This is a genomic window from Nostoc sp. (assembly GCF_036917775.1).
Classification (GTDB): Bacteria; Cyanobacteriota; Cyanobacteriia; order Cyanobacteriales; family Nostocaceae; genus Nostoc.
The window spans coordinates 43,912-62,432 of the sequence record NZ_JBALEQ010000021.1 but is presented as its reverse complement, the minus strand read 5'-3'; the positions used below and the strand labels follow the sequence as shown (position 1 = coordinate 62,432).

The 18,521-nt window shown below is 39.7% G+C and carries 20 protein-coding genes and 1 pseudogene; 16 read left to right on the top strand and 5 right to left on the bottom strand.

Annotated features, from left to right (window positions below; translation table 11 throughout):
* Positions 1-9: 9 nt before the first annotated feature.
* Positions 10-261, top strand: a complete 252-nt coding sequence (locus V7K69_RS03075; RefSeq protein WP_163929097.1) for a DUF5340 domain-containing protein — start codon at positions 10-12, stop codon at positions 259-261.
* A 480-nt stretch (positions 262-741) separates the two neighbouring features.
* Positions 742-1,410 carry a carbonic anhydrase gene (locus V7K69_RS03070; protein ID WP_335031314.1) on the top strand — a complete coding sequence of 223 codons (669 nt, stop codon included), beginning with the start codon at positions 742-744 and terminating at the stop codon, positions 1,408-1,410.
* 191 nt (positions 1,411-1,601) lie between these two features.
* Here the strand turns inward: V7K69_RS03070 and V7K69_RS03065 are convergent, their stop codons facing one another.
* Together V7K69_RS03065 and V7K69_RS03060 are read right to left on the bottom strand one after the other, a co-directional pair.
* Positions 1,602-1,760 carry a YqaE/Pmp3 family membrane protein gene (locus V7K69_RS03065; protein WP_012410519.1) on the bottom strand — a complete coding sequence of 53 codons (159 nt, stop codon included), beginning with the start codon at positions 1,758-1,760 and terminating at the stop codon, positions 1,602-1,604.
* Positions 1,761-1,901: 141 nt separating this feature from the next.
* The gene (locus tag V7K69_RS03060; protein ID WP_012410518.1) at positions 1,902-2,249 is read right to left on the bottom strand and encodes a translation initiation factor; all 348 of its coding nucleotides are present in this window, start codon (positions 2,247-2,249) and stop codon (positions 1,902-1,904) included.
* Positions 2,250-2,515: 266 nt separating this feature from the next.
* Between V7K69_RS03060 and trpB the strand changes: the two genes are divergently transcribed.
* The 6 genes from trpB to V7K69_RS03030 all read left to right on the top strand — a co-directional run bounded on the left by trpB (position 2,516) and on the right by V7K69_RS03030 (position 7,695).
* Entirely contained in the window at positions 2,516-3,751 is a 1,236-nt protein-coding gene (trpB, locus tag V7K69_RS03055) for a tryptophan synthase subunit beta (RefSeq protein WP_335031312.1), read from the top strand.
* A 28-nt stretch (positions 3,752-3,779) separates the two neighbouring features.
* Entirely contained in the window at positions 3,780-4,940 is a 1,161-nt protein-coding gene (locus V7K69_RS03050; RefSeq protein ID WP_335031310.1) for a class I SAM-dependent methyltransferase, read from the top strand.
* Positions 4,941-5,110: 170 nt separating this feature from the next.
* Positions 5,111-5,305, top strand: coding sequence for a hypothetical protein (locus V7K69_RS03045; RefSeq protein WP_335031308.1), 195 nt, complete (start codon positions 5,111-5,113; stop codon positions 5,303-5,305).
* A gap of 249 nt (positions 5,306-5,554) precedes the next feature.
* Positions 5,555-6,085 (top strand): CAP domain-containing protein, encoded by a 531-nt coding sequence (locus tag V7K69_RS03040; protein ID WP_335031306.1) that lies wholly within the window; start codon positions 5,555-5,557, stop codon positions 6,083-6,085.
* 343 nt (positions 6,086-6,428) lie between these two features.
* Entirely contained in the window at positions 6,429-6,977 is a 549-nt protein-coding gene (locus V7K69_RS03035) for a CAP domain-containing protein (RefSeq protein WP_335031304.1), read from the top strand.
* 88 nt (positions 6,978-7,065) lie between these two features.
* Positions 7,066-7,695 carry a ribonuclease H-like domain-containing protein gene (locus V7K69_RS03030; RefSeq protein ID WP_335031302.1) on the top strand — a complete coding sequence of 210 codons (630 nt, stop codon included), beginning with the start codon at positions 7,066-7,068 and terminating at the stop codon, positions 7,693-7,695.
* A gap of 511 nt (positions 7,696-8,206) precedes the next feature.
* On the opposite strand, the pseudogene V7K69_RS03025 reads toward V7K69_RS03030, so the two are convergent.
* A pseudogene (locus tag V7K69_RS03025) lies at positions 8,207-8,653 on the bottom strand (rhodanese-like domain-containing protein); the annotation flags it as partial.
* A 956-nt stretch (positions 8,654-9,609) separates the two neighbouring features.
* Here V7K69_RS03025 and V7K69_RS03020 point away from each other — a divergent pair.
* Both V7K69_RS03020 and V7K69_RS03015 read left to right on the top strand, forming a co-directional pair.
* Positions 9,610-10,329 (top strand): response regulator transcription factor, encoded by a 720-nt coding sequence (locus V7K69_RS03020; protein WP_335031300.1) that lies wholly within the window; start codon positions 9,610-9,612, stop codon positions 10,327-10,329.
* A gap of 190 nt (positions 10,330-10,519) precedes the next feature.
* Positions 10,520-11,767 (top strand): ISL3 family transposase, encoded by a 1,248-nt coding sequence (locus tag V7K69_RS03015; RefSeq protein ID WP_335031298.1) that lies wholly within the window; start codon positions 10,520-10,522, stop codon positions 11,765-11,767.
* A gap of 278 nt (positions 11,768-12,045) precedes the next feature.
* On the opposite strand, the gene V7K69_RS03010 is transcribed toward V7K69_RS03015, so the two are convergent.
* On the bottom strand, positions 12,046-12,249 hold the full coding sequence (locus V7K69_RS03010; RefSeq protein WP_335031296.1) for a hypothetical protein: 204 nt from the start codon (positions 12,247-12,249) through the stop codon (positions 12,046-12,048).
* Positions 12,250-12,365: 116 nt separating this feature from the next.
* Complete coding sequence (gene pdxA / locus V7K69_RS03005) at positions 12,366-13,457, bottom strand: 4-hydroxythreonine-4-phosphate dehydrogenase PdxA (RefSeq protein WP_335031294.1); 1,092 nt, start codon at positions 13,455-13,457, stop codon at positions 12,366-12,368.
* 207 nt (positions 13,458-13,664) lie between these two features.
* Here pdxA and petM point away from each other — a divergent pair, with 207 nt between their 5' ends.
* From petM to V7K69_RS02975, 6 genes are all read left to right on the top strand, one after another.
* Complete coding sequence (gene petM, locus V7K69_RS03000) at positions 13,665-13,769, top strand: cytochrome b6-f complex subunit PetM (protein ID WP_012410508.1); 105 nt, start codon at positions 13,665-13,667, stop codon at positions 13,767-13,769.
* Between the two features lie 246 nt (positions 13,770-14,015).
* On the top strand, positions 14,016-15,014 hold the full coding sequence (locus V7K69_RS02995; protein ID WP_193948353.1) for an SDR family oxidoreductase: 999 nt from the start codon (positions 14,016-14,018) through the stop codon (positions 15,012-15,014).
* A gap of 130 nt (positions 15,015-15,144) precedes the next feature.
* Complete coding sequence (locus V7K69_RS02990; RefSeq protein ID WP_335031291.1) at positions 15,145-16,062, top strand: NAD(+) kinase; 918 nt, start codon at positions 15,145-15,147, stop codon at positions 16,060-16,062.
* A gap of 340 nt (positions 16,063-16,402) precedes the next feature.
* Positions 16,403-17,089, top strand: a complete 687-nt coding sequence (gene nblR, locus V7K69_RS02985; protein WP_335031290.1) for a response regulator transcription factor NblR — start codon at positions 16,403-16,405, stop codon at positions 17,087-17,089.
* Positions 17,090-17,251: 162 nt separating this feature from the next.
* Positions 17,252-17,764 (top strand): DUF192 domain-containing protein, encoded by a 513-nt coding sequence (locus V7K69_RS02980; RefSeq protein ID WP_335031288.1) that lies wholly within the window; start codon positions 17,252-17,254, stop codon positions 17,762-17,764.
* Positions 17,765-18,228: 464 nt separating this feature from the next.
* Positions 18,229-18,456 (top strand): DUF2949 domain-containing protein, encoded by a 228-nt coding sequence (locus tag V7K69_RS02975; protein ID WP_012410503.1) that lies wholly within the window; start codon positions 18,229-18,231, stop codon positions 18,454-18,456.
* The last annotated feature ends 65 nt before the right edge of the window (positions 18,457-18,521 follow it).

The following is an 18,521-nucleotide window of genomic DNA, read 5'->3' as shown; positions in this document are numbered from 1 at the left end:
TTAAACTTCATGGAGCAAATTCCTCTACCTTCACCTATTCACTACGAACTTATACTTCAACTTTTAGAAAGACAAACTATGTTAGCGGTTAATGATAATCCAGATTTACGGCATCAGGTAAATCAACTAATTATTACTCTCCGTAAAGCTGCGGTACAACAAAAACGACTAGAAGAAATTTGCGAGTTTTCCTCTGTGACTGTCGATCACCGATGGTCAATCAACCATCATAATGGTAGCAAAGTTGTTGCCCCCGATTGAAGCTGATAACTGAATATCTCAACCTCAAATTTGGCATCTTTGTTAAGATAGTTTACTGTTATCAGGAAATAAATGTCTCTGTGTATTAAAGAGATAGCACTTAAAAGTTAGTCCGCACTTCCTTGACTCAAATGCAAGGTTTAGGGTGTTATTTAAAGTAATTATGTTTATAGAACTTTTTTTACTTTGCAAAAATATCTATAGATGCTAGATGAGGGTTTAAAATTGGCAGTCTCAATAATCATATTCTTAGTGATGTAAATTTTACTTTATTTAGCTATTTACCTAAAGTTATACATAGTTATTTTCTCTCTAAATCCTAAATCCTCTGTTTACAATTTATACAATAAATATATTAATGTTGTAAAAAAAGACTATTCTCTTTCTCAAATTTTAGATTGCAACAAGTTCATACTGATTTAGCGGAAACTGTAATTCAGCTAAAATATTTATGAGATTATCTCCCGAATTTGACTAAAGATGAAATATAACAGCATTGATGAACTCTTCAGAAATAATCAGGCTTGGGTTGCGGAGAAATTAGCTATAGATCCAACTTACTTTCAAGAATTATCTAAGGGACAAACACCACCTTTTCTATACATCGGGTGTTCTGATAGTCGTTTACCCTTAACAAACCTGACTCGTACAGAACCAGGAGAATTATTTGTTCATCGTAATATTGCGAATCAAGTTTCTCTAACGGATATTAACTTTTTAGCCGTTTTAGAATACGCAATTTTACATCTTAAGGTGGAACATATTATTGTTTGTGGTCACTACGACTGCGGAGGAATTAAAGCGGCTCTAGAAGGGAGAACCATCGGCATTCTTGATAATTGGGTAAATCCAATTCGGGAACTGTATTTACACAAACAAGAAGAAATTGATGCCTTACCAACCAGAGAAGAACGTCTGAATCGTTTGGCAGAAATAAATGTAGTGGCGCAAGTGAAAAATCTCTACCAAACTTCTATCCTACGTCAGGCACTTTATGAGCGAAAAGCGCCTATGGTTCATGGTTGGGTATTAGATATACGCACTGGCTTAATCAAAGATTTGAATGTCTCAACTGTGCAATGGCAGTTACATATCTGCCCTTTGCTTCTAGAGTTTAGACTCTATGCAATGTTAAAAAATGAGAGCTAATTCGAGATTGACTGCCACAGAGATTAATACTTTATCGACATGATTTATCGTGTCTTTAGAGTGTTTTAAGTAAAATAAGTATGGTATTGTCATATATCCGTGCAGACATCCAACTCAAAAATCTTTTTGTAGAGGCAATTGATTAATTGCCTCTGTAGATATGTTTACACCTAATCTACTCGTACAAAGAATTATTTCTTAGCAATTATCCATACTGCATGAATAATTCCAGGAATGTAACCGAAAAGCGTCAGAACTATATTAATCCAAAAGTCTATACCAAAACCTACTTGTAAAAAAACTCCCAAAGGTGGTACGAAAATGGCACACAAAATCCGAACTAAATCCATTTAAACCTCCTGTTTATCTCACTAAAAATAGCTTGTTAGTGAAGTGATTCACCACTTTTCAAGCATATTTGTATCTCTCAAAGATAACATTCCATTTCTAAATCGAGGTAACAGTTAAGATTCGGTAAACCGCACTCAAAATTAGCCACCGCTAATTTTGGCTTTATAACCTAGCTTGGTCAAAATCTCGACAATTTTCTGTTTGTGTTCGCCCTGAATTTCAATTTCGTTATCTTTAAGTGTCCCACCTGTCCCACACTGGGTCTTCAATTGTTTTACTAAATCTGCCAAGGTTTCTGGTTTAGCTTGAAAACCGCTAATCACTGTGACAGTTTTGCCTTTGCGTCCTTTGCGAGAAGCTTGTACTTTTAGATTTTGTTGTTGTGGGGGCAGTTCTGGAATTGGTCTTTCTGTGGCGGCGGAGTTGTCGTTACCAAATTCGCGGTAGACGAAGCTTTTGTCAGAAGATTTAGAATTGGAAGAAGACATAAAATAAATGTTTAAGAAAAATTTCAAAGGCAGTGGAAACTTCTACGCAACCATTCTGCTGGGATATCAATTTCTAGGCTAACATTACAAATCCATTGCCAGGAATTAAGAATTGGGAATTGGGGAGAATAACATTTCCTGTTTCCCCTCTGCCCCCTGCCCCCTGCTCCCTTGCTTCTTCCCCATTCCCCCTTCCCTAGATATACCCAGATATGTCCCAGACTTTTCTATAATAATTAAGTCATTTCCGTCATCGAAAACAGCCTGTGACTACCACTCCCCTCTCTCCAAGTTCAACTGCTCAGGTTCCCGATGCGTTAGGTCGCTTTGGACGCTTCGGCGGTAAGTATGTACCTGAAACGCTGATGCCTGCCCTTGCTGAATTAGAAACAGCTTATCAGCAATACCGCAATGACCCTGGTTTTCAAGCAGAATTACAGCAGTTGTTACGAGACTATGTGGGACGCGCCACACCATTATATTTTGCTGAACGCCTGACTGCTAATTATGCCCGACCCGATCGCACTGGGCCACAAATTTATCTAAAGCGCGAAGATTTAAATCATACTGGCGCTCACAAAATCAATAATGCCCTTGGTCAGGTCTTGTTAGCGAAACGCATGGGTAAGCAACGGATTATTGCCGAAACTGGTGCTGGACAACATGGAGTTGCTACAGCCACAGTTTGCGCTCGTTTTGGGCTGGAATGCGTAATTTATATGGGCGTTCATGATATGGAACGCCAATCTTTAAATGTTTTCAGAATGCGGTTAATGGGAGCAGAAGTGCGTCCGGTGGAAGCGGGAACTGGAACCCTGAAAGATGCCACTTCAGAAGCAATCCGCGATTGGGTGACAAATGTGGAAACAACTCACTACATTCTGGGTTCAGTAGCAGGCCCCCATCCCTACCCGATGATGGTACGTGATTTCCACGCAGTAATCGGCCAAGAAACTCGCGCCCAAGCAATGGAAAAGTGGGGCACATTGCCTGATATTCTCTTGGCTTGTGTGGGTGGTGGTTCCAATGCAATGGGACTATTCTATGAGTTTATTAATGAGTCTTCTATCCGGTTCATTGGGGTTGAGGCAGCCGGAGAAGGTGTTAATACCGAAAAACACGCAGCAACCTTGACAAAAGGACGGGTTGGCGTATTGCACGGAGCAATGAGCTATCTATTACAAGATGAGGATGGGCAAATCATTGAGGCACACTCAATTAGTGCAGGGTTAGATTATCCCGGTGTGGGGCCAGAACATAGCTATTTGAAAGATACTGGTCGCGCTGAATATTATAGTGTGACAGATGCAGAGGCAATGGCTGCATTCCAGCGATTATCGAAATTGGAAGGGATTATCCCAGCATTAGAAACAGCCCATGCGATCGCATATCTTGAAACCTTATGTCCCCAACTAAGCGGTAGTCCCCGAATTGTAATTAACTGCTCTGGACGCGGTGATAAAGATGTACAAACGGTAGCTAAGTTATTAGATCCAGCGTAAATCTACTTAAAATATTTGGGAGGAAGCCATGATGGATCAACAATTCCAACACGCTATGCTACCACAACCCACTCATGATGAGTTGGCACGTCAAAACTTTGTGCAAAGCCTGAAAACGCACATTTTCAGGAATATTTCTCCTGGCAATAAAATAGTTTATGAAAAACTAGCCAAGCCGAAGTTTGAACAAGAACATCAGCGTCCTCCCCAAAATCGCCATGAAATTCGGGAAGTAATGCAGTATGAACCTTACTACCAATGGACTAGTGCCCTCAAGCGCATCAACCAGGAAATATTATGGAATGCTGTAAATACCAGTGTTGACAGACAACTGCCAGAATTGATTGAGCGTGCCAAAGCTCGTGGTAGTGAACTGGGTACTTTAACCCTCGACCCAAATTTTCAAATACCTAATTATCAAAAAGCTGTAGACATTCACTGTATGCCTGGAGGATATCACAGCGAATTCACTACTGATGATGTAGCTGCTGGTGCAACCTACGATCGCGGCGCTTACCTTTATGGTCTTGGTTGGTTGGGGCCGCTTAATAATGATATGGGGCTATCTATAGTCCAAAACTACCTTCTGCCAGAGTATCCAGACTTTCGACCCAGAAAAATTCTTGATATGGGATGTTCTATTGGTAATAGCACATTACCCTACGTAGATGCTTACCCAGATGCAGAAGTCCATGCCATCGATGTTGGCGCACCCATGTTGCGTTACGCTCATGCAAGAGCCGAAGCATTAGGCAAACGGGTACACTTCTCACAGCAAAATGCCGAACATACTAACTTTCCAGATGAATCATTTGACTTAGTGGTTTCTCATATTTTGCTGCATGAAATTCCCCCGCCAGCCGTCCGTAAAGTCATGCAAGAATCTTATCGTCTACTGGCTCCCGGTGGAATCATGCTCCATCTGGAAGCACCCTTGTATCATCACATGGATATTTATACACAATTCATTTTTGATTGGGAAACCGCTAACAACAACGAACCCTTTTGGAGTGCAGTACGCGATCTGGATTTGGTGACGCTAGCTACTGAGGCTGGTTTTGCAGCAGATAAGACATTTGAGAAGTTTATCCCTAATGGGGCATGGAAAGCAAAAGTAACTAATGGTCTTTTTCAAAATGGTAACTCAGGCAGCGTAAAGACTTGGTTTGTTGTTGCTGCAACGAAGTAAATACCAATTCGGAATTCGTAATTGAGAAAGCCAGATTTTATCTGGGTTTCTTTGTTTTGTGTATGTAGTCTTACTTTTGGAGAATTGGTATTCGAATGACAAAAATAGCTAAGGGCAAACGACCTGTTTACTTAGACAATCCACAAATCGATAAATTGTTAGCGATGGTCATGGCTTTGACTGGCGAGGTGTCTGTACTACATGAGCGTCTGGACACCATTGAAAGGTTACTGGAGGTTAAAGGTATTTTATCGGCTACTGAGATCGAAGCTTACGAACCAGATGCAAAAGTAACAAAAGATCGAGAACAGTGGCGTGCAGAATATATTGCACGGGTGTTACGTGTAGTGCAAGAAGAGTTATAAACCCTCAATCAAAGCTACTCGCACAGAGGCTGTAGTGGAAAAAATTATGCTATTTAATATAGCGAAAATAATCCTAAGGGTAGAGGGAAATTTTTCATAAATAGCACTTTTTTCGTAAAATTGTGAATTTTAAAGTTTTGTAGTAGCGTTTGAACAAAAAAGAGCATAAACAGAAGTATATAGACCTATAGGCAATTTGTCACATTTAGATTAGTTTGATTAGATTGTCTGGAACTTTACTTTCAGCAAATGATTAAAAGAACAATCTACGGCGTTGCTTTAGGCACTATTGTCCTCAGTAGCGGAGCGATCGCTACTCCTGTAACAAATTCAACTTTTACACCAGTGTCTTCATCTCTATCAAGTGATGCTTTCAAAATTGCAGCATCGACTATCGACACTACTGCTTTAGAGCAATCGGTTTTTAACCAAATTAATAATTACAGAACTTCCCAAGGGCTAGCAAAGTTAACTCGTAATGCTGCTATCGATAATCAAGCTAGGATTCATAGTCAGAATATGGCTAGTGGGAAAGTTCCCTTCGGACATACAGGATTTTCAGAGCGGATTAAAGCAATCGGTATTCCCTACAGGGCAGCTGGTGAAAATGTTGCTTACAACCAGGGATATAGCGATCCTGCGACAATAGCCGTTCAAGGCTGGCTCAAAAGTCCAGGGCATCTAGCCAATATCAAAGGCAATTATGATAAGACGGGTATTGGTGTCGCTAGCAATAGTAAAGGCGCAATCTACTTCACACAAATTTTTCTTCGCTCATAAGTTTAGCAAAATTTAGATTTTTTCTCACATACCCGACACTTGAGTCTGTTGGCAAAACTTTTATTAGATGTTGAATAATGTAGTTTCAATAACATTTGTCTATTGAATACTACATTATTTTTTAGTAATTCATGAAAATCTTAAATTCTCAGTAAAAATAAGCGTTATTTTATGAAGATGAACTATTGAAATATTGACAATTGGAAATGATTGTTTCTATTTCTTGTAAAGGATGTAGCCAAATTGCCGAAATTCATCAATCCTTAATAGTATCGTGGTATATATCTTTGGAACAATAAGGTAGAGTAGAAGTCTTATATCTCTACACATCACGCAATTCTCCATGTTCCGACAAACTGCTTTTGGCATCGCTTTAAGTGCGCTTGTCCTTGCTAGTGGATTAACGACTGTTCCGATACCAAATCATCCTTCTGCGAATACATCCACCCGTAATAAGCTGTTGTCGCTTTTTTCCAGTCAGGTTGCAATATCGACTCCTACTTTTAAAACAACTGAGCTAGAAAAATCAGTTTTTGAGCAAATTAATCGATATCGGGCTGCTAAAGGACTGCCAAAGTTGACCCTGAATGCAAATATTACTCGACAGGCAAGAATTCATAGTCAGAATATGGCTAAGGGGAAAACCCCATTTAGTCATCAAGGATTTGAAGGACGAGTCAAAGCTGTCCCTATTCGCTACAACAGTGCGGCGGAAAATGTTGCTTTTAACCGAGGATATAGCAACCCTGTAGAGGAAGCTGTTACTGGTTGGATTAACAGTCCCGGACATCTAAAGAATCTGAAAGGGAATTACAACCTGACTGGAATTGGCGTTGCTACTAATAATCAAGGCGAAGTCTACCTGACACAAATCTTTTTTCGCACTAGGTAGATTTAATTTATGATTTTTTGCACAATAATAATGTAGTGTCTGACAAGACTTGTATCTGCTGGACACTGCTATTATTTTTGAACAATTCATGACATTACAAGATTTTCAGGTAAGCGATCGCGATCTCAGTGACGCAGCCCTTGGACAGTATTTAGAATCGACCGCGATCGCAGTTGACACAGAAACGATGGGATTATTGCCACAGCGCGATCGCTTGTGTCTTGTCCAGCTGTGCAACCTAGAAGGGAAAGTCACTGTAATTCGTATAGCCAAAGGACAAACTGAGGCCCCAAATTTAAAAAAGCTCTTCGAAGCGGCCAATGTTGTAAAAGTGTTTCACTTTGCTCGCTTTGACATTGCCACTTTGCGGGCCAATCTAGGGATTAAGGTTAGCCCTGTGTTCTGCACCAAAATTGCTAGTAAGTTAGCCCGTACTTACACAAATCGCCACGGACTCAAAGATGTGGTGCAAGAGTTAGAAAAAGTAGAACTAGATAAAAGCTCTCAAAGTTCTGATTGGGGTAACGCCATTAGCTTATCTGAAGCTCAACTTAGTTATGCTGCCAATGATGTGCGTTACTTACTTAGTGTGCAGCAGAAGTTAACAGAAATGCTCAAACGAGAAGAACGCTGGGAAATTGCTCAAGAATGTTTTGAATTTTTGCCAACGATAGTTTCTTTAGATTTATTGCAATTTAAGGATTTATTTGAACATTAGACCAAATACTAAATCTATTTCAAAATAGTGTATTGGGGATTGCAACAGAAATTTTCATCTTTCGTTGTGAGTGTAATTTATGGAGTCTTTTGCAAAATTTGTGATACTGTCTTTCGACTATTGAATTGTGAACTCTTTGCCCATAGAAAATAAAGATTAGACCTCTTGGAAAATTCTCTAACACCCCATCTGTAGTCTCTCCCTGTAAGCAGACAGGGGAGACTTTGATGTTGTAATTCAAAGATATAGTGGGGTTTTTATTCTTGATTTCTGCAAGAGGTCTATCGCTAATTTCCTCAGTTATTTTTGCCTAAGAGCCGACATTGGAATCATCTCTGTCTTTAGATTCACTAATGCCTTCTTTAATGTTGCTAGCTCCCTCTTGAATGCCTTCTTTGAGATTACTAGCTCCCTCTTGAATACCTTCTTTGAGATTGCTAGCTCCTTCTTGAATGCTGTCTTTGAGGTTACTAGCTCCTTTCTTGATAGTTTCCGTCGCGCTAGTGCCTCCCTTTGGCTGATTTTGTTCGTGATTCTTTAGCCGATCTACGATATTGTAGTCGTCTGCACCTGGGGGAGTTTTTGATTCAACAATCCCTTCTGTTGGGCCACCAATAGCCTTCCATCCAGCAAGACCACCTATAAGTTGAGAGACATGCTCAAATCCATTAGAACGCAATTGTTGCGCGGCTTGGGCAGTTTCTTCTTCATTGGCACCGTATACGTAAATATCACGACTCTTATCCAAAGAAGAAACTGCACGCTCTACCAATTCATCTATTGGCATAGGCATTGCTCCCATAATGTGCCCTTCATTGAAGGTGTTGCGATCGCGCACATCCAGTATTGTAAAAGCTGGTTCGCCCCATTCTAAACGAGACTTTAGGACATGAGCATCAGATTGTCCTTGTATTGGTGGTTGGGGAGGAATGATGCCGCCTACTAAATTGTTAACCATAGGTATTCCTTGATGACGATATTAATCGTAATCTAACGGAGTCAATATATTTAATTACTCTTTCTATAGGCTGAATCTATTCAAAATCTCTCTTGAGATAGAGTAGCTAATTAAAATATTTTCTACCATTTAACCCATTGCAAATATAGTCAAATTGGACTATTTAAAGAGATTTTTTATATTGATTTCAATAAAATATTTCAAATTTATCTTTTGAATACTTACTTATTTAAATAAATTTTAAATAATATGCTCTATTCTATTTTTTAAAAAAGCTGTTGGGCAAATTTGCACAAAACAAGATCGGGAAACTAACTTACCTGCAAAAAATTTGGAACCTGGTTAATGTGTAATGCCTAAAGCTATTGCTAATTTATGCTGACTCGAAGTTTTGTCTGTTAAACCTGTTTTTGCCCTGGCCCTTATACCTTCTGGTTATGTTATAGTCTCAGGCTGAAATTTGTAGTATAGTATATGCTTAAAAGGGTAGCTACATATAAATGCACGCTGAGTGAATTTTCGTACTCCCTCTTCAGGAGCAGATACCAGTTAGTTTAAGTAGGATTGGGTAGAATCTAAATTGGCTTATGGCTTAGTTTGTGGTTCTTTACGAATCACTAATTAATCAGGGAGTACATTGCTTTTCCAAAGTTGTAGGAAACTGTCGTAGCGTCTGGTATCTCTCTAGACTATTTTTGATTGTAAAAATTGTCTTACTTTACACTTATTTAAGTATAAAAATATACAATGTAAATCCAAAATTATACAAATATCATATAATTTATCCGCATTACGGTGGCTGAAGCTTTCATAAACTTCATGGAAAATTAATTGTATACAAGTACTACAGTAGCGATCGTATTCAGCAGAGACGCGCGTGAATCCATATCTCAACAGAAACACATACAGCAAAACAGGGACAACAGCGAATCGCCCAATCTACAAAAGGCAGCATTATGGTTATGATTACCGCTACTACTCCTAAAATTCTGATTGTTGATGACGACTTTGGCGTGAGAAATCTCGTTCATCGTTTTTTGAGTCGGAAATATCACATAGAGGCGGCAGCAGATGGTAAGACTGCCTTATCGATTTTTGAGCAATTCAATCCAGCCTTAGTAATTCTGGATTGGAATTTGCCGGATGTTAATGGTTATAGCCTTTGTCAAGAAATGCAGAGTCGTACTAATGTTTTAGTACTGATACTGACTAGTAGGACTGATGAGGCTGATAAAATTAAAATCTTGAGTGCAGGTGCTGATGATTTCATGACTAAACCATTTAGTCTTGCAGAAGTAGAAGTTAGAATAGAAGCTCTTTTGAGGCGGATACGCTACATTAACCCTTCGCCAACACAAAGGATCATTTTTAAGCAGCTAGTAATTAATCCAGAGGGACGGGAGGTAATACTAAACGATAAGCTTCTCGCTTTAACAGCATTGGAATTCAATATTTTACATTTTTTGGCAAGTCATCCTAATCAAGCTTGGAGTCGCCCACAGTTAATCCAAAAAATCTGGGGTTGCGACTATGTAGGAGATGGCCGGGTGGTTGACGTACATATTGGTCAGCTTCGCAAGAAGATGGAAGTCGATCCTAGCGTACCAGAGTTTATTAAAACTGTACGCGGCTATGGTTATAAGTTTGAAGCACCCGACGAAAACACTACTTCCTGAGCTTTGCGATTTCATAGTTAATAAGGCTCTCCTAGAGTGGTTATGATAAAATAATATAAATAAAATAGATAGTTACCAATATATTTATCATAAAAAATATCTCAAAACCAGTCGGGGATAAGAATAGAAAATTAATTAAGAAGTAAAAATGTAAAAAAAAATTGAAAGAGAAATTATTGATTTAATAAATATGCCATCTAATCCCTTGCTACACTTTATTACTAAAGTTATTAATCTTGAAGATATCAAGGTTATTAATTATCATTTTATCACTGAGTATGAAATAGTAATAGAAGTCGAAAATAAGCTGAAAGTTAGTCAATGTCCTCACTGTGGAAATACAACTGATAAAACCCATCAAAATCATTGGTATACAGTTAGAGATATACCTCTGAGTGATTATCAAGTATTGTTAAGAGTAAACCGTCGGCAATTGAGATGCACGAAATGTCATCAAGTATTCAGTGAGCTATTAAATTTTATAAAAACTAGAAGAACCTATACAAAAAGACTAGCGACGAAAGTAATTAAGGAAGTATTAGAGACGAATGTAGAGAGTGCAGCCATCAGAAATAGAATGACAGCATCTGAGGTAGAAACCTTATTAAAAGAACAAGAAGCTGATTTACTCAAAGAAAAACCCCTTCAGCTAAAAAAGTTAGGCATAGATGAAATAACCCAGCTAAAAGGAGGAAAAAACTATGCGGCTGTATTAGTGGATTTAGAAACAAGAAAACCAATAGCATTGCTGGAGAAAAGAAATAAAGAGGTAATAGCAGAATACTTATCAAGCCTAGGTTTAGAGGTATTAAATCAAATAGAAGAAGTCAGTATAGACTTATGGAAACCATATAAAAGCTTAATCCAAGAAATGATACCAAATGCTCAAGTAGTAGCAGATAGATTCCATGTAATGAAACAAATAAATCAGGAGTTAGATGAAAGAAGAAGGCAAGAAAAAAGAGCAGCAGTCAAAATTAAAAACCGGAAAAAGAGAGAGGAGAAATTAGCCGGGTTAACTCACAGTAAATACCCTTTATTAAAGAAAAAAGAAAACCTCAATGATGAGGAGAAGGTCAAGATACATTTACTGCAAAAAGTCGCTCCAGAATTAGGAGAAATGTATCGAAATAAAGAAGCAATTAGAGATATATTTGAAAGTCATATAACCAGTGATGAAGCCTTATATAAATTCCTAGAATGGACAGAAACGGCTTATAAATTTTTCCCGAAAAGTTGTCGAACCATTAGTAGATGGATAGATGAGATTCTTGCTTATTTTGATCACCGAACTACTCAAGGTATTGTTGTTCGCGGAGCGTTCCGCAGGAAGGGAATTAATCAGAAAATTAAGCTCATTAAAAGAAGGGCTTATGGCTTAACTAACTTCAATAATTTTAGAAGAAGGATTTTACTCAGTTGGTATTTTTGTTCTTAATTTAACATATTTAGTCTGGGAGAGCCGTTAATAACAAAAAATTAGTCAGCATTAATCTTATTGCTTACTTAAATACTTTTACTGAGGTTTGACCGTATAACTTACGTTAATTTGGGGCGTTGATACAAACTGATTTGGTGATTTTGTGTCTGCTCAAGCCTCAGACAGTAACTTTATTGCTTTTAATATATTGTCTCAAGATAAGTTACAACAAAATCAAAATGTACAAAGCTTATCCGAAGTTTCCCCTATAGATAAAATCTGGGATAAGCATAGAGCTAATACTGATAAAGTCTTGCATTATTATGCCAAAGCAGACGCACATTATTTTCACCAGTATGCTTGGCGCATGAAAATATGTTCCGAGTTGCTGAAATTTCATACCAGTGTAACTCAGCTTCATAAATACTTCCGTCGTCTAAGCTAACGGTTGCAAAGCCTTTAAGTTTCCACCACCGTCCTGAACCATAAGTTTTACGCAAAGTTCTAGTTCACGAATAGAGTTACCAACAGCAATTATTTCAAGATTGGTGATGTCTCCGATAATTTCAAAATTCAAGTAAGCATTACTCCTAGTAAATATTGCACCAAAGAACTTTTAACCATAACCCACCGCCAACCTTTGACTAACCAATTCAGCCGCTAAATGTATTGCTGCCTTCATACTCGTAGCATCAGCAATTCCCTTACCCGCAATATCAAACGCTGTTCCATGATCCGGTGAAGTCCGAACGAAAGGAAGGCCAATAGAAGTATTAACTGCCCGATCAAACGCCATCAGCTTCACAGGAATTAAGCCTTGGTCGTGGTAAAGTGCCAAGTAGCCATCAGCAGGATTTTGGACTAAAGAATTTCCATACCAAGCTTGACCAGGTTTAACCCACATCGTATCTGGCGGTATTGGCCCATCTAGCTGTAATTTTGGTCGTTTTTGCCGCTCTTGCTCTAACCAGGGAATTAACCAATCCTGTTCTTCATGTCCCAATTGTCCCTGTTCGCCACTGTGGGGATTCAAACCTGCGATCGCAATTCTCCCATTTTCTATACCGAAATCTTTCTCTAAACACTCCACCAGCAAATCCAATTTCTGTGTCAACAATTGCGGTGTCAATGTATCCGCTACTTGACGTAGGGGTATATGTGTGGTAGCAAGTAAAGCACGGAGTGTCCAGCCAGTATGGGGCGATCGCGCCACAAATAACATCCCAAAACGGTCAACACCTGACTTGTGTGCCAAAAGTTCCGTTTGCCCTGGATAATTATATCCTGCGGCTTTCCAAGCAGATTTAGCGATCGGCCCCGTGACTATCCCATCAAATTTACCAGCGAGTGTTTGTGCGATCGCATATTCCATATAGGCAAAACTAGCCGCACCACTGGCCGCATTACCTATTCCGGGAATAATTTGACCTTTAATTTCTCCATCCAATTGCACATCACAGACAGACAACTCTTCTGGATTTGCCAAAGGTGCTAAATTCTCGATTAAATTCAATTTGTGATAAGTCTGTGCCAGCAAATCCCCACTACCCACCACTGTTACGTCGTATTTTTTACTAATTTCCGGTTCTGCTAAAGCTTTTAAAATCACCTCCGGCCCAATCCCTGCCGGATCTCCCAGCGTCAGTGCCAAACGTGGGCGATTCTTTTTGCTAAAATTCACTAAATCACCTTGATTATTTTGATACATAAAATTTATTCATAATTATTATCATTAAAATTTTCCCCATCCCCCTTATCTTCCGCTCTACAGTAGGGATTGCCCCCCAAACCAGTAGGGATTACTTGCTAAACTAGTTTAAAATTATTTACACAGGTCTAATCCTACAGTAACTATTGAAAAGCTTCTGCTAGACCTAGTTTACACACACTAATTTGCATAAGGAGAATCACACCAATGGGCGGCGAAATTTTGAATGCAGCTATATTGTCCTTCGGTTTAATCTTCGTGGGCTGGGGCTTAGGCGCATTGTTACTGAAAATTCAAGGCGGAGAAGAATAACTTCTACGGTAATTGACTATTGAGAGGGAAGAGGTTTTCCTCTGCCTTGAAAAGTTCTGTTCGCCCCAAGCTGGCGTTCATACTTTTCCCTAACTGGGAAAAAGGCTTGTCCGTTTACCGGACAGCAATTTTCCCATGAATTCTTCCATAACAAACGATTTTCTTAGAAAAGATGTAAACTTTTGTTTACATAGGTTATTCTGATAACATTCTTTTCATAAAACATTAAAATTTATTACAAACCTCATGACATTATTAATCGTCGGTGCCACTGGCACCTTAGGAAGACAAGTGGCTCGTCGTGCAATCGATGAGGGATATAAAGTGCGCTGCCTCGTGCGGAGTAGTAAAAAAGCAGCTTTTCTCAAAGAATGGGGTGCTGAACTTGTACCAGGAAATTTACGTTACCCCGATACCTTAGCGGAAGCTTTAGTTGGTGTAACCCAAGTTATTGATGCGTCAACATCTCGTCCTACAGATTCACTGAGTATCAAGCAAGTTGACTGGGAGGGCAAAGTAGCATTAATTCAAGCAGCAAAAGCAGCAGGTGTAGAACGCTTTATCTTCTTTTCAATTTTGGATGCGGATAAATACCCAGAAGTACCGCTAATGGAAATTAAGCGTTGTACAGAACTATTCTTAGCTGAGTCAGGCTTGAATTATACCATCTTGCGGCTAGCTGGTTTTATGCAAGGGTTAATCGGCCAGTACGGGATTCCCATTTTGGAAGGACAGCCAGTTTGGGTGACAGGTAATTCTTCTCCCATTGCTTATATGGATACTCAGGACATTGCTAAGTTTGCAATTCGTGCATTAAGTGTGCCCGAAACGGAAAATCAAGCTTTTCCTGTAGTTGGGACTCGTGCATGGAGTGCAGAAGAAATCATCAACCTGTGCGAACGCTTATCTGGAAAAGATGCCAGAGTAACGCGGATGCCAATAAGCTTACTGCGTGCAGTTCGGGGCTTAATGCGGTCTTTTCAGTGGGGATGGAACGTAGCCGACAGGCTAGCGTTTACAGAAGTATTGGCTAGTGGTAAACAGCTAAATGCTTCAATGGATGAAGTATACACAGTTTTTGGCTTAGATCCGCAACAAACCACAACTCTAGAAAGCTATCTCCAAGAGTACTTCAGCCGCATCATGAAGAAGCTCAAAGAGGTAGACTACCAGAAAAATAAAAATAAAAAGCAGAAACCTAAAAAAACTCCTTTTAAACAGTCTTCAAAAGCCAATAGTCAATAGTAATTACAAAACAGATATTAGTCATGAAACTCTACACTCTGGATATTTGACTCCAGATTAATGACTACATGACCCAAAATGTGTAAGGATTACATAATACAAAGCATCGCCTAAACTTGGATATTTGAGTGTGCCGAAAGCAGGCATTATCTACAATGACGTTAAACCGATAGCGGGTCGTGTCGCTATCGAGTTGGAAGACAAACTAACCGCAGCCGGTTGGGATGTGTGTATCACATCAAGTATCGGTGGAATATTGGGCTACTCTAATCCAGATAGTCCTGTATGCCACACCCCCATTGACGGTCTAACGCCCCCTGGTTTTGACTCAGATATGGAGTTTGCAGTGGTGTTAGGGGGAGACGGCACTGTTTTAGCAGCGTCTCGTCAGGTAGCCCCCTGTGGTATTCCACTATTAACAGTGAATACCGGTCACATGGGATTTTTGACAGAAACTTTCCTGAATCAATTGCCCCAAGCACTAGAACAGGCAATGAACGGTGAGTATGAAATTGAAGAACGAGCCATGCTCACCGTCAAAGTATTTCGGGGAGATGCAGTACTGTGGGAAGCTCTCTGCTTGAATGAAATGGTACTGCACCGAGAACCTTTGACCTCTATGTGCCATTTTGAAATTGCCATAGGTCGTCATGCACCAGTAGATATCGCGGCGGATGGTGTGATTGTTTCTACGCCTACTGGTTCTACAGCTTACTCATTGAGTGCTGGTGGCCCAGTTGTGACTCCTGGCGTACCTGTTTTACAGCTAGTACCTATTTGTCCCCATTCTCTAGCTTCTAGAGCATTGGTATTTCCAGATACTGAATCGGTAAACATTTATCCAGTCAACATTCCTCGGCTAGTGATGGTAGTGGATGGTAATGGAGGGTGTTATGTCCTACCAGAAGATAGAGTATATATGGAGCGATCGCAATATAGTGTGCGATTTATTCGCTTACAACCGCCTGAGTTTTTCCGAATTTTACGAGAAAAATTAGGTTGGGGTTTACCACATATTGCCAAACCAACTTCGGTAGAATTACCGTGATGATTGGGCGTTGGGAATGAGGAATGGGGAATAGGGGGACAAGGGGACAAGAGGTGAGAACTTGAAACAAGTCTTTCCCCTTGTCCCCTTGTCCTCTTCCCAATTCCCTATTCCCTAATTTCCTTCCAGAATTACTGGTATAGGGATGGTATTTGGAGTTAGTTATTAAGATTGCATCGGAGAATTCGATTGCTGACACCTGAACGTGCTAAAAGATTCTTAGCTGTGCGTCAAATCAGGATTGCTTTATCGTTAAAAACTCGTAATTGCACTTTATAACTGATGTAAAGATTTTCTCTAGAACATCTTTACAATCCCAAATCCAATATCCCAAATTGTTATGACAGTTGCTCCAAGTCCCTGTGTTTTGGTGATTGAAACTGATGAGAGCCTAGCAAATCACCTTGCTTGCGATTTACAAGAAGCTGGCTATGAATCAATATTGGCTCATGATGCGACCAGTGGTTTGCAATACTGTCGCGATCGCCAACCTGCTTTAATTGTTTTAGACCGGATGCTAGCAGGAGAATCAGGACTCTCATTGTGTAAAAATCTGAGAAGCACTGGTATGCGATCGCCTGTGTTGATTTTAATGGCAAGGGATACCGTCGACGATCGTGTAGCTTGTCTAGAAGCAGGAGCGGATGATTACATCCTCAAACCTTACCGCTCAGAAGACTTTTTGAAGTTAATTCGCCTCTACTTAAAACCCGATGTGGATACCACGGAGCAATTACGCTTTGGGGATCTTATTTTAGACATCGCAAGTCGCCGTGCTATCCACGGCGGTCGGGCAATTGACTTGACAATGAAAGAATTTGAACTATTAAAATTCTTAATGGAACATCCGCGTGAGGTGTTAACCCGCGAACAAATTTTAGAAAATGTTTGGGGTTATGACTTTCTGGGTGAGTCGAACGTCATTGAAGTGTACATCCGCTACCTGCGCCTCAAAATTGAAGATGAAGGTCAAAAGCGCCTAATTCAGACAGTGCGCGGCGTAGGGTACGTTTTAAGAGAATCCTAGTAGAGATGGCGAAAGTTTGTCTACCTTTGACAATGGGCTTAAGCCCATTGTCTAGTTAATTCAGCCTGAAAACGGCTGTGTATTACCAGACAAATAAAAGCGTGAGCTTTCTAGCTTAAATTCTGTAAAATTGAAATCTAAATTACAAAATCAAAAATAATTATGAATCGTTGGCTAGGTTTATTCTCAATGTTGCTGAGTGTTTTATTGATGGGCTGTTCTGTGCCAACAAAGGCTAAACCTCCAACCCCCACGTCTGATTCTAAACCTCTAACCCCAGCAAGTTTAGGTCAAAAACTACCAATTTCTGCGAAAGCCATTCTTCCCAATGGCACAACTATTCAGTTAGAAGTAGCGAAGACACCACAACAGCAACAAATGGGGTTGATGTATCGACCAGCTTTGCCAGATGACCGAGGAATGCTATTTGGGTTCGCTTCACCACAACCAGTTAGTTTTTGGATGAAAAATGTCCCTGTAGCCTTGGATATGGTATTTTTACAGAACGGTGTAGTTAAATATATCCAATCTGCTGCACCTCCTTGTGCAAGTGAGCCTTGTCCTACTTATGGCCCCAACACACCAATCGATAAGGTAATTGAACTTCGCTCTGGAAGAGCTGCCGAATTGAAGTTGAAAGTGGGCGATATTGTCAAAATTGAGAGTTCTGATTAGCTACTTTTCAAGGATAAAGATTTGGATAGTTGCTCTGTTCAGACCGTATACTACCTAAGTCTATGTTTTTTCTGTAAAAAATGTCACGTCTTGTAGCAAAAAGTCATCTGTAACGCTACAGTTTAAAAACTGTGGTAATAATGTAAAATTCTACTGTCTCCAATCTGAAATTCCGAACTTGAGGTGTGGTTGCAAAAATATTCCCTTCGGCGTAAGTGTAAATAGTCGCCAATAAGAGAGTATAGGTTATGGAATCTTTGTTACTACTTATGTAATTAAATAAATTACACAAATTAACAAGATGGAGTCATTGAATTAAGTAAAAATGCTGCTTGATGATTGAGCAGATGACAAGCCTCTCTTAAAGGCAATTCAAAAAAACTGTGCTGGGGTGTATAGCCAATAACGGCACAGTGACAGATGAAATACTGGCTACTGGCTACCGAGCAATGGTGAACTGATATATGACAATACATTCTGCACAAGGAGGTGAGATCCAAATGTCACCATCAAAATATTCTCGACTGATTCATTTTTTGCAAGAAGATTTGGCAATTTCCACAGCATCGCTGGCGGTTGCACTGCGTCATCGGGAGCAAGACCCAGGCCCTTTGGCAATGATTCTTTGGCAGTATGGTTTGATTACTCTAGAACAGTTAGAACAAATTTATGATTGGCTGGAGACAGCATAATTTATGCCAATTTTGGGTTTTGGATTAAAATGTCTCTATCAAAAGGCTGTTAGCGAAATCTCAAA

Coding starts and splice junctions, on each gene's coding strand:
- V7K69_RS03045 (WP_335031308.1), top strand. CDS start 5,111: ATGGCTTTGACTGGCGAGGTGTCTGTACTACATGAGCGTCTGGACACC.
- petM (WP_012410508.1), top strand. CDS start 13,665: ATGGGCGGCGAAATTTTGAATGCAGCTATATTGTCCTTCGGTTTAATC.
- pdxA (WP_335031294.1), bottom strand. CDS start 13,457: ATGTATCAAAATAATCAAGGTGATTTAGTGAATTTTAGCAAAAAGAAT.
- V7K69_RS02975 (WP_012410503.1), top strand. CDS start 18,229: ATGACAATACATTCTGCACAAGGAGGTGAGATCCAAATGTCACCATCA.
- nblR (WP_335031290.1), top strand. CDS start 16,403: ATGACAGTTGCTCCAAGTCCCTGTGTTTTGGTGATTGAAACTGATGAG.
- V7K69_RS03060 (WP_012410518.1), bottom strand. CDS start 2,249: ATGTCTTCTTCCAATTCTAAATCTTCTGACAAAAGCTTCGTCTACCGC.
- V7K69_RS03030 (WP_335031302.1), top strand. CDS start 7,066: ATGACATTACAAGATTTTCAGGTAAGCGATCGCGATCTCAGTGACGCA.
- V7K69_RS03075 (WP_163929097.1), top strand. CDS start 10: ATGGAGCAAATTCCTCTACCTTCACCTATTCACTACGAACTTATACTT.
- V7K69_RS02995 (WP_193948353.1), top strand. CDS start 14,016: ATGACATTATTAATCGTCGGTGCCACTGGCACCTTAGGAAGACAAGTG.
- V7K69_RS03065 (WP_012410519.1), bottom strand. CDS start 1,760: ATGGATTTAGTTCGGATTTTGTGTGCCATTTTCGTACCACCTTTGGGA.
- V7K69_RS03040 (WP_335031306.1), top strand. CDS start 5,555: ATGATTAAAAGAACAATCTACGGCGTTGCTTTAGGCACTATTGTCCTC.
- V7K69_RS03050 (WP_335031310.1), top strand. CDS start 3,780: ATGATGGATCAACAATTCCAACACGCTATGCTACCACAACCCACTCAT.
- V7K69_RS03015 (WP_335031298.1), top strand. CDS start 10,520: ATGCCATCTAATCCCTTGCTACACTTTATTACTAAAGTTATTAATCTT.
- V7K69_RS03035 (WP_335031304.1), top strand. CDS start 6,429: ATGTTCCGACAAACTGCTTTTGGCATCGCTTTAAGTGCGCTTGTCCTT.
- V7K69_RS02980 (WP_335031288.1), top strand. CDS start 17,252: ATGAATCGTTGGCTAGGTTTATTCTCAATGTTGCTGAGTGTTTTATTG.
- V7K69_RS03020 (WP_335031300.1), top strand. CDS start 9,610: ATGGTTATGATTACCGCTACTACTCCTAAAATTCTGATTGTTGATGAC.
- V7K69_RS03070 (WP_335031314.1), top strand. CDS start 742: ATGAAATATAACAGCATTGATGAACTCTTCAGAAATAATCAGGCTTGG.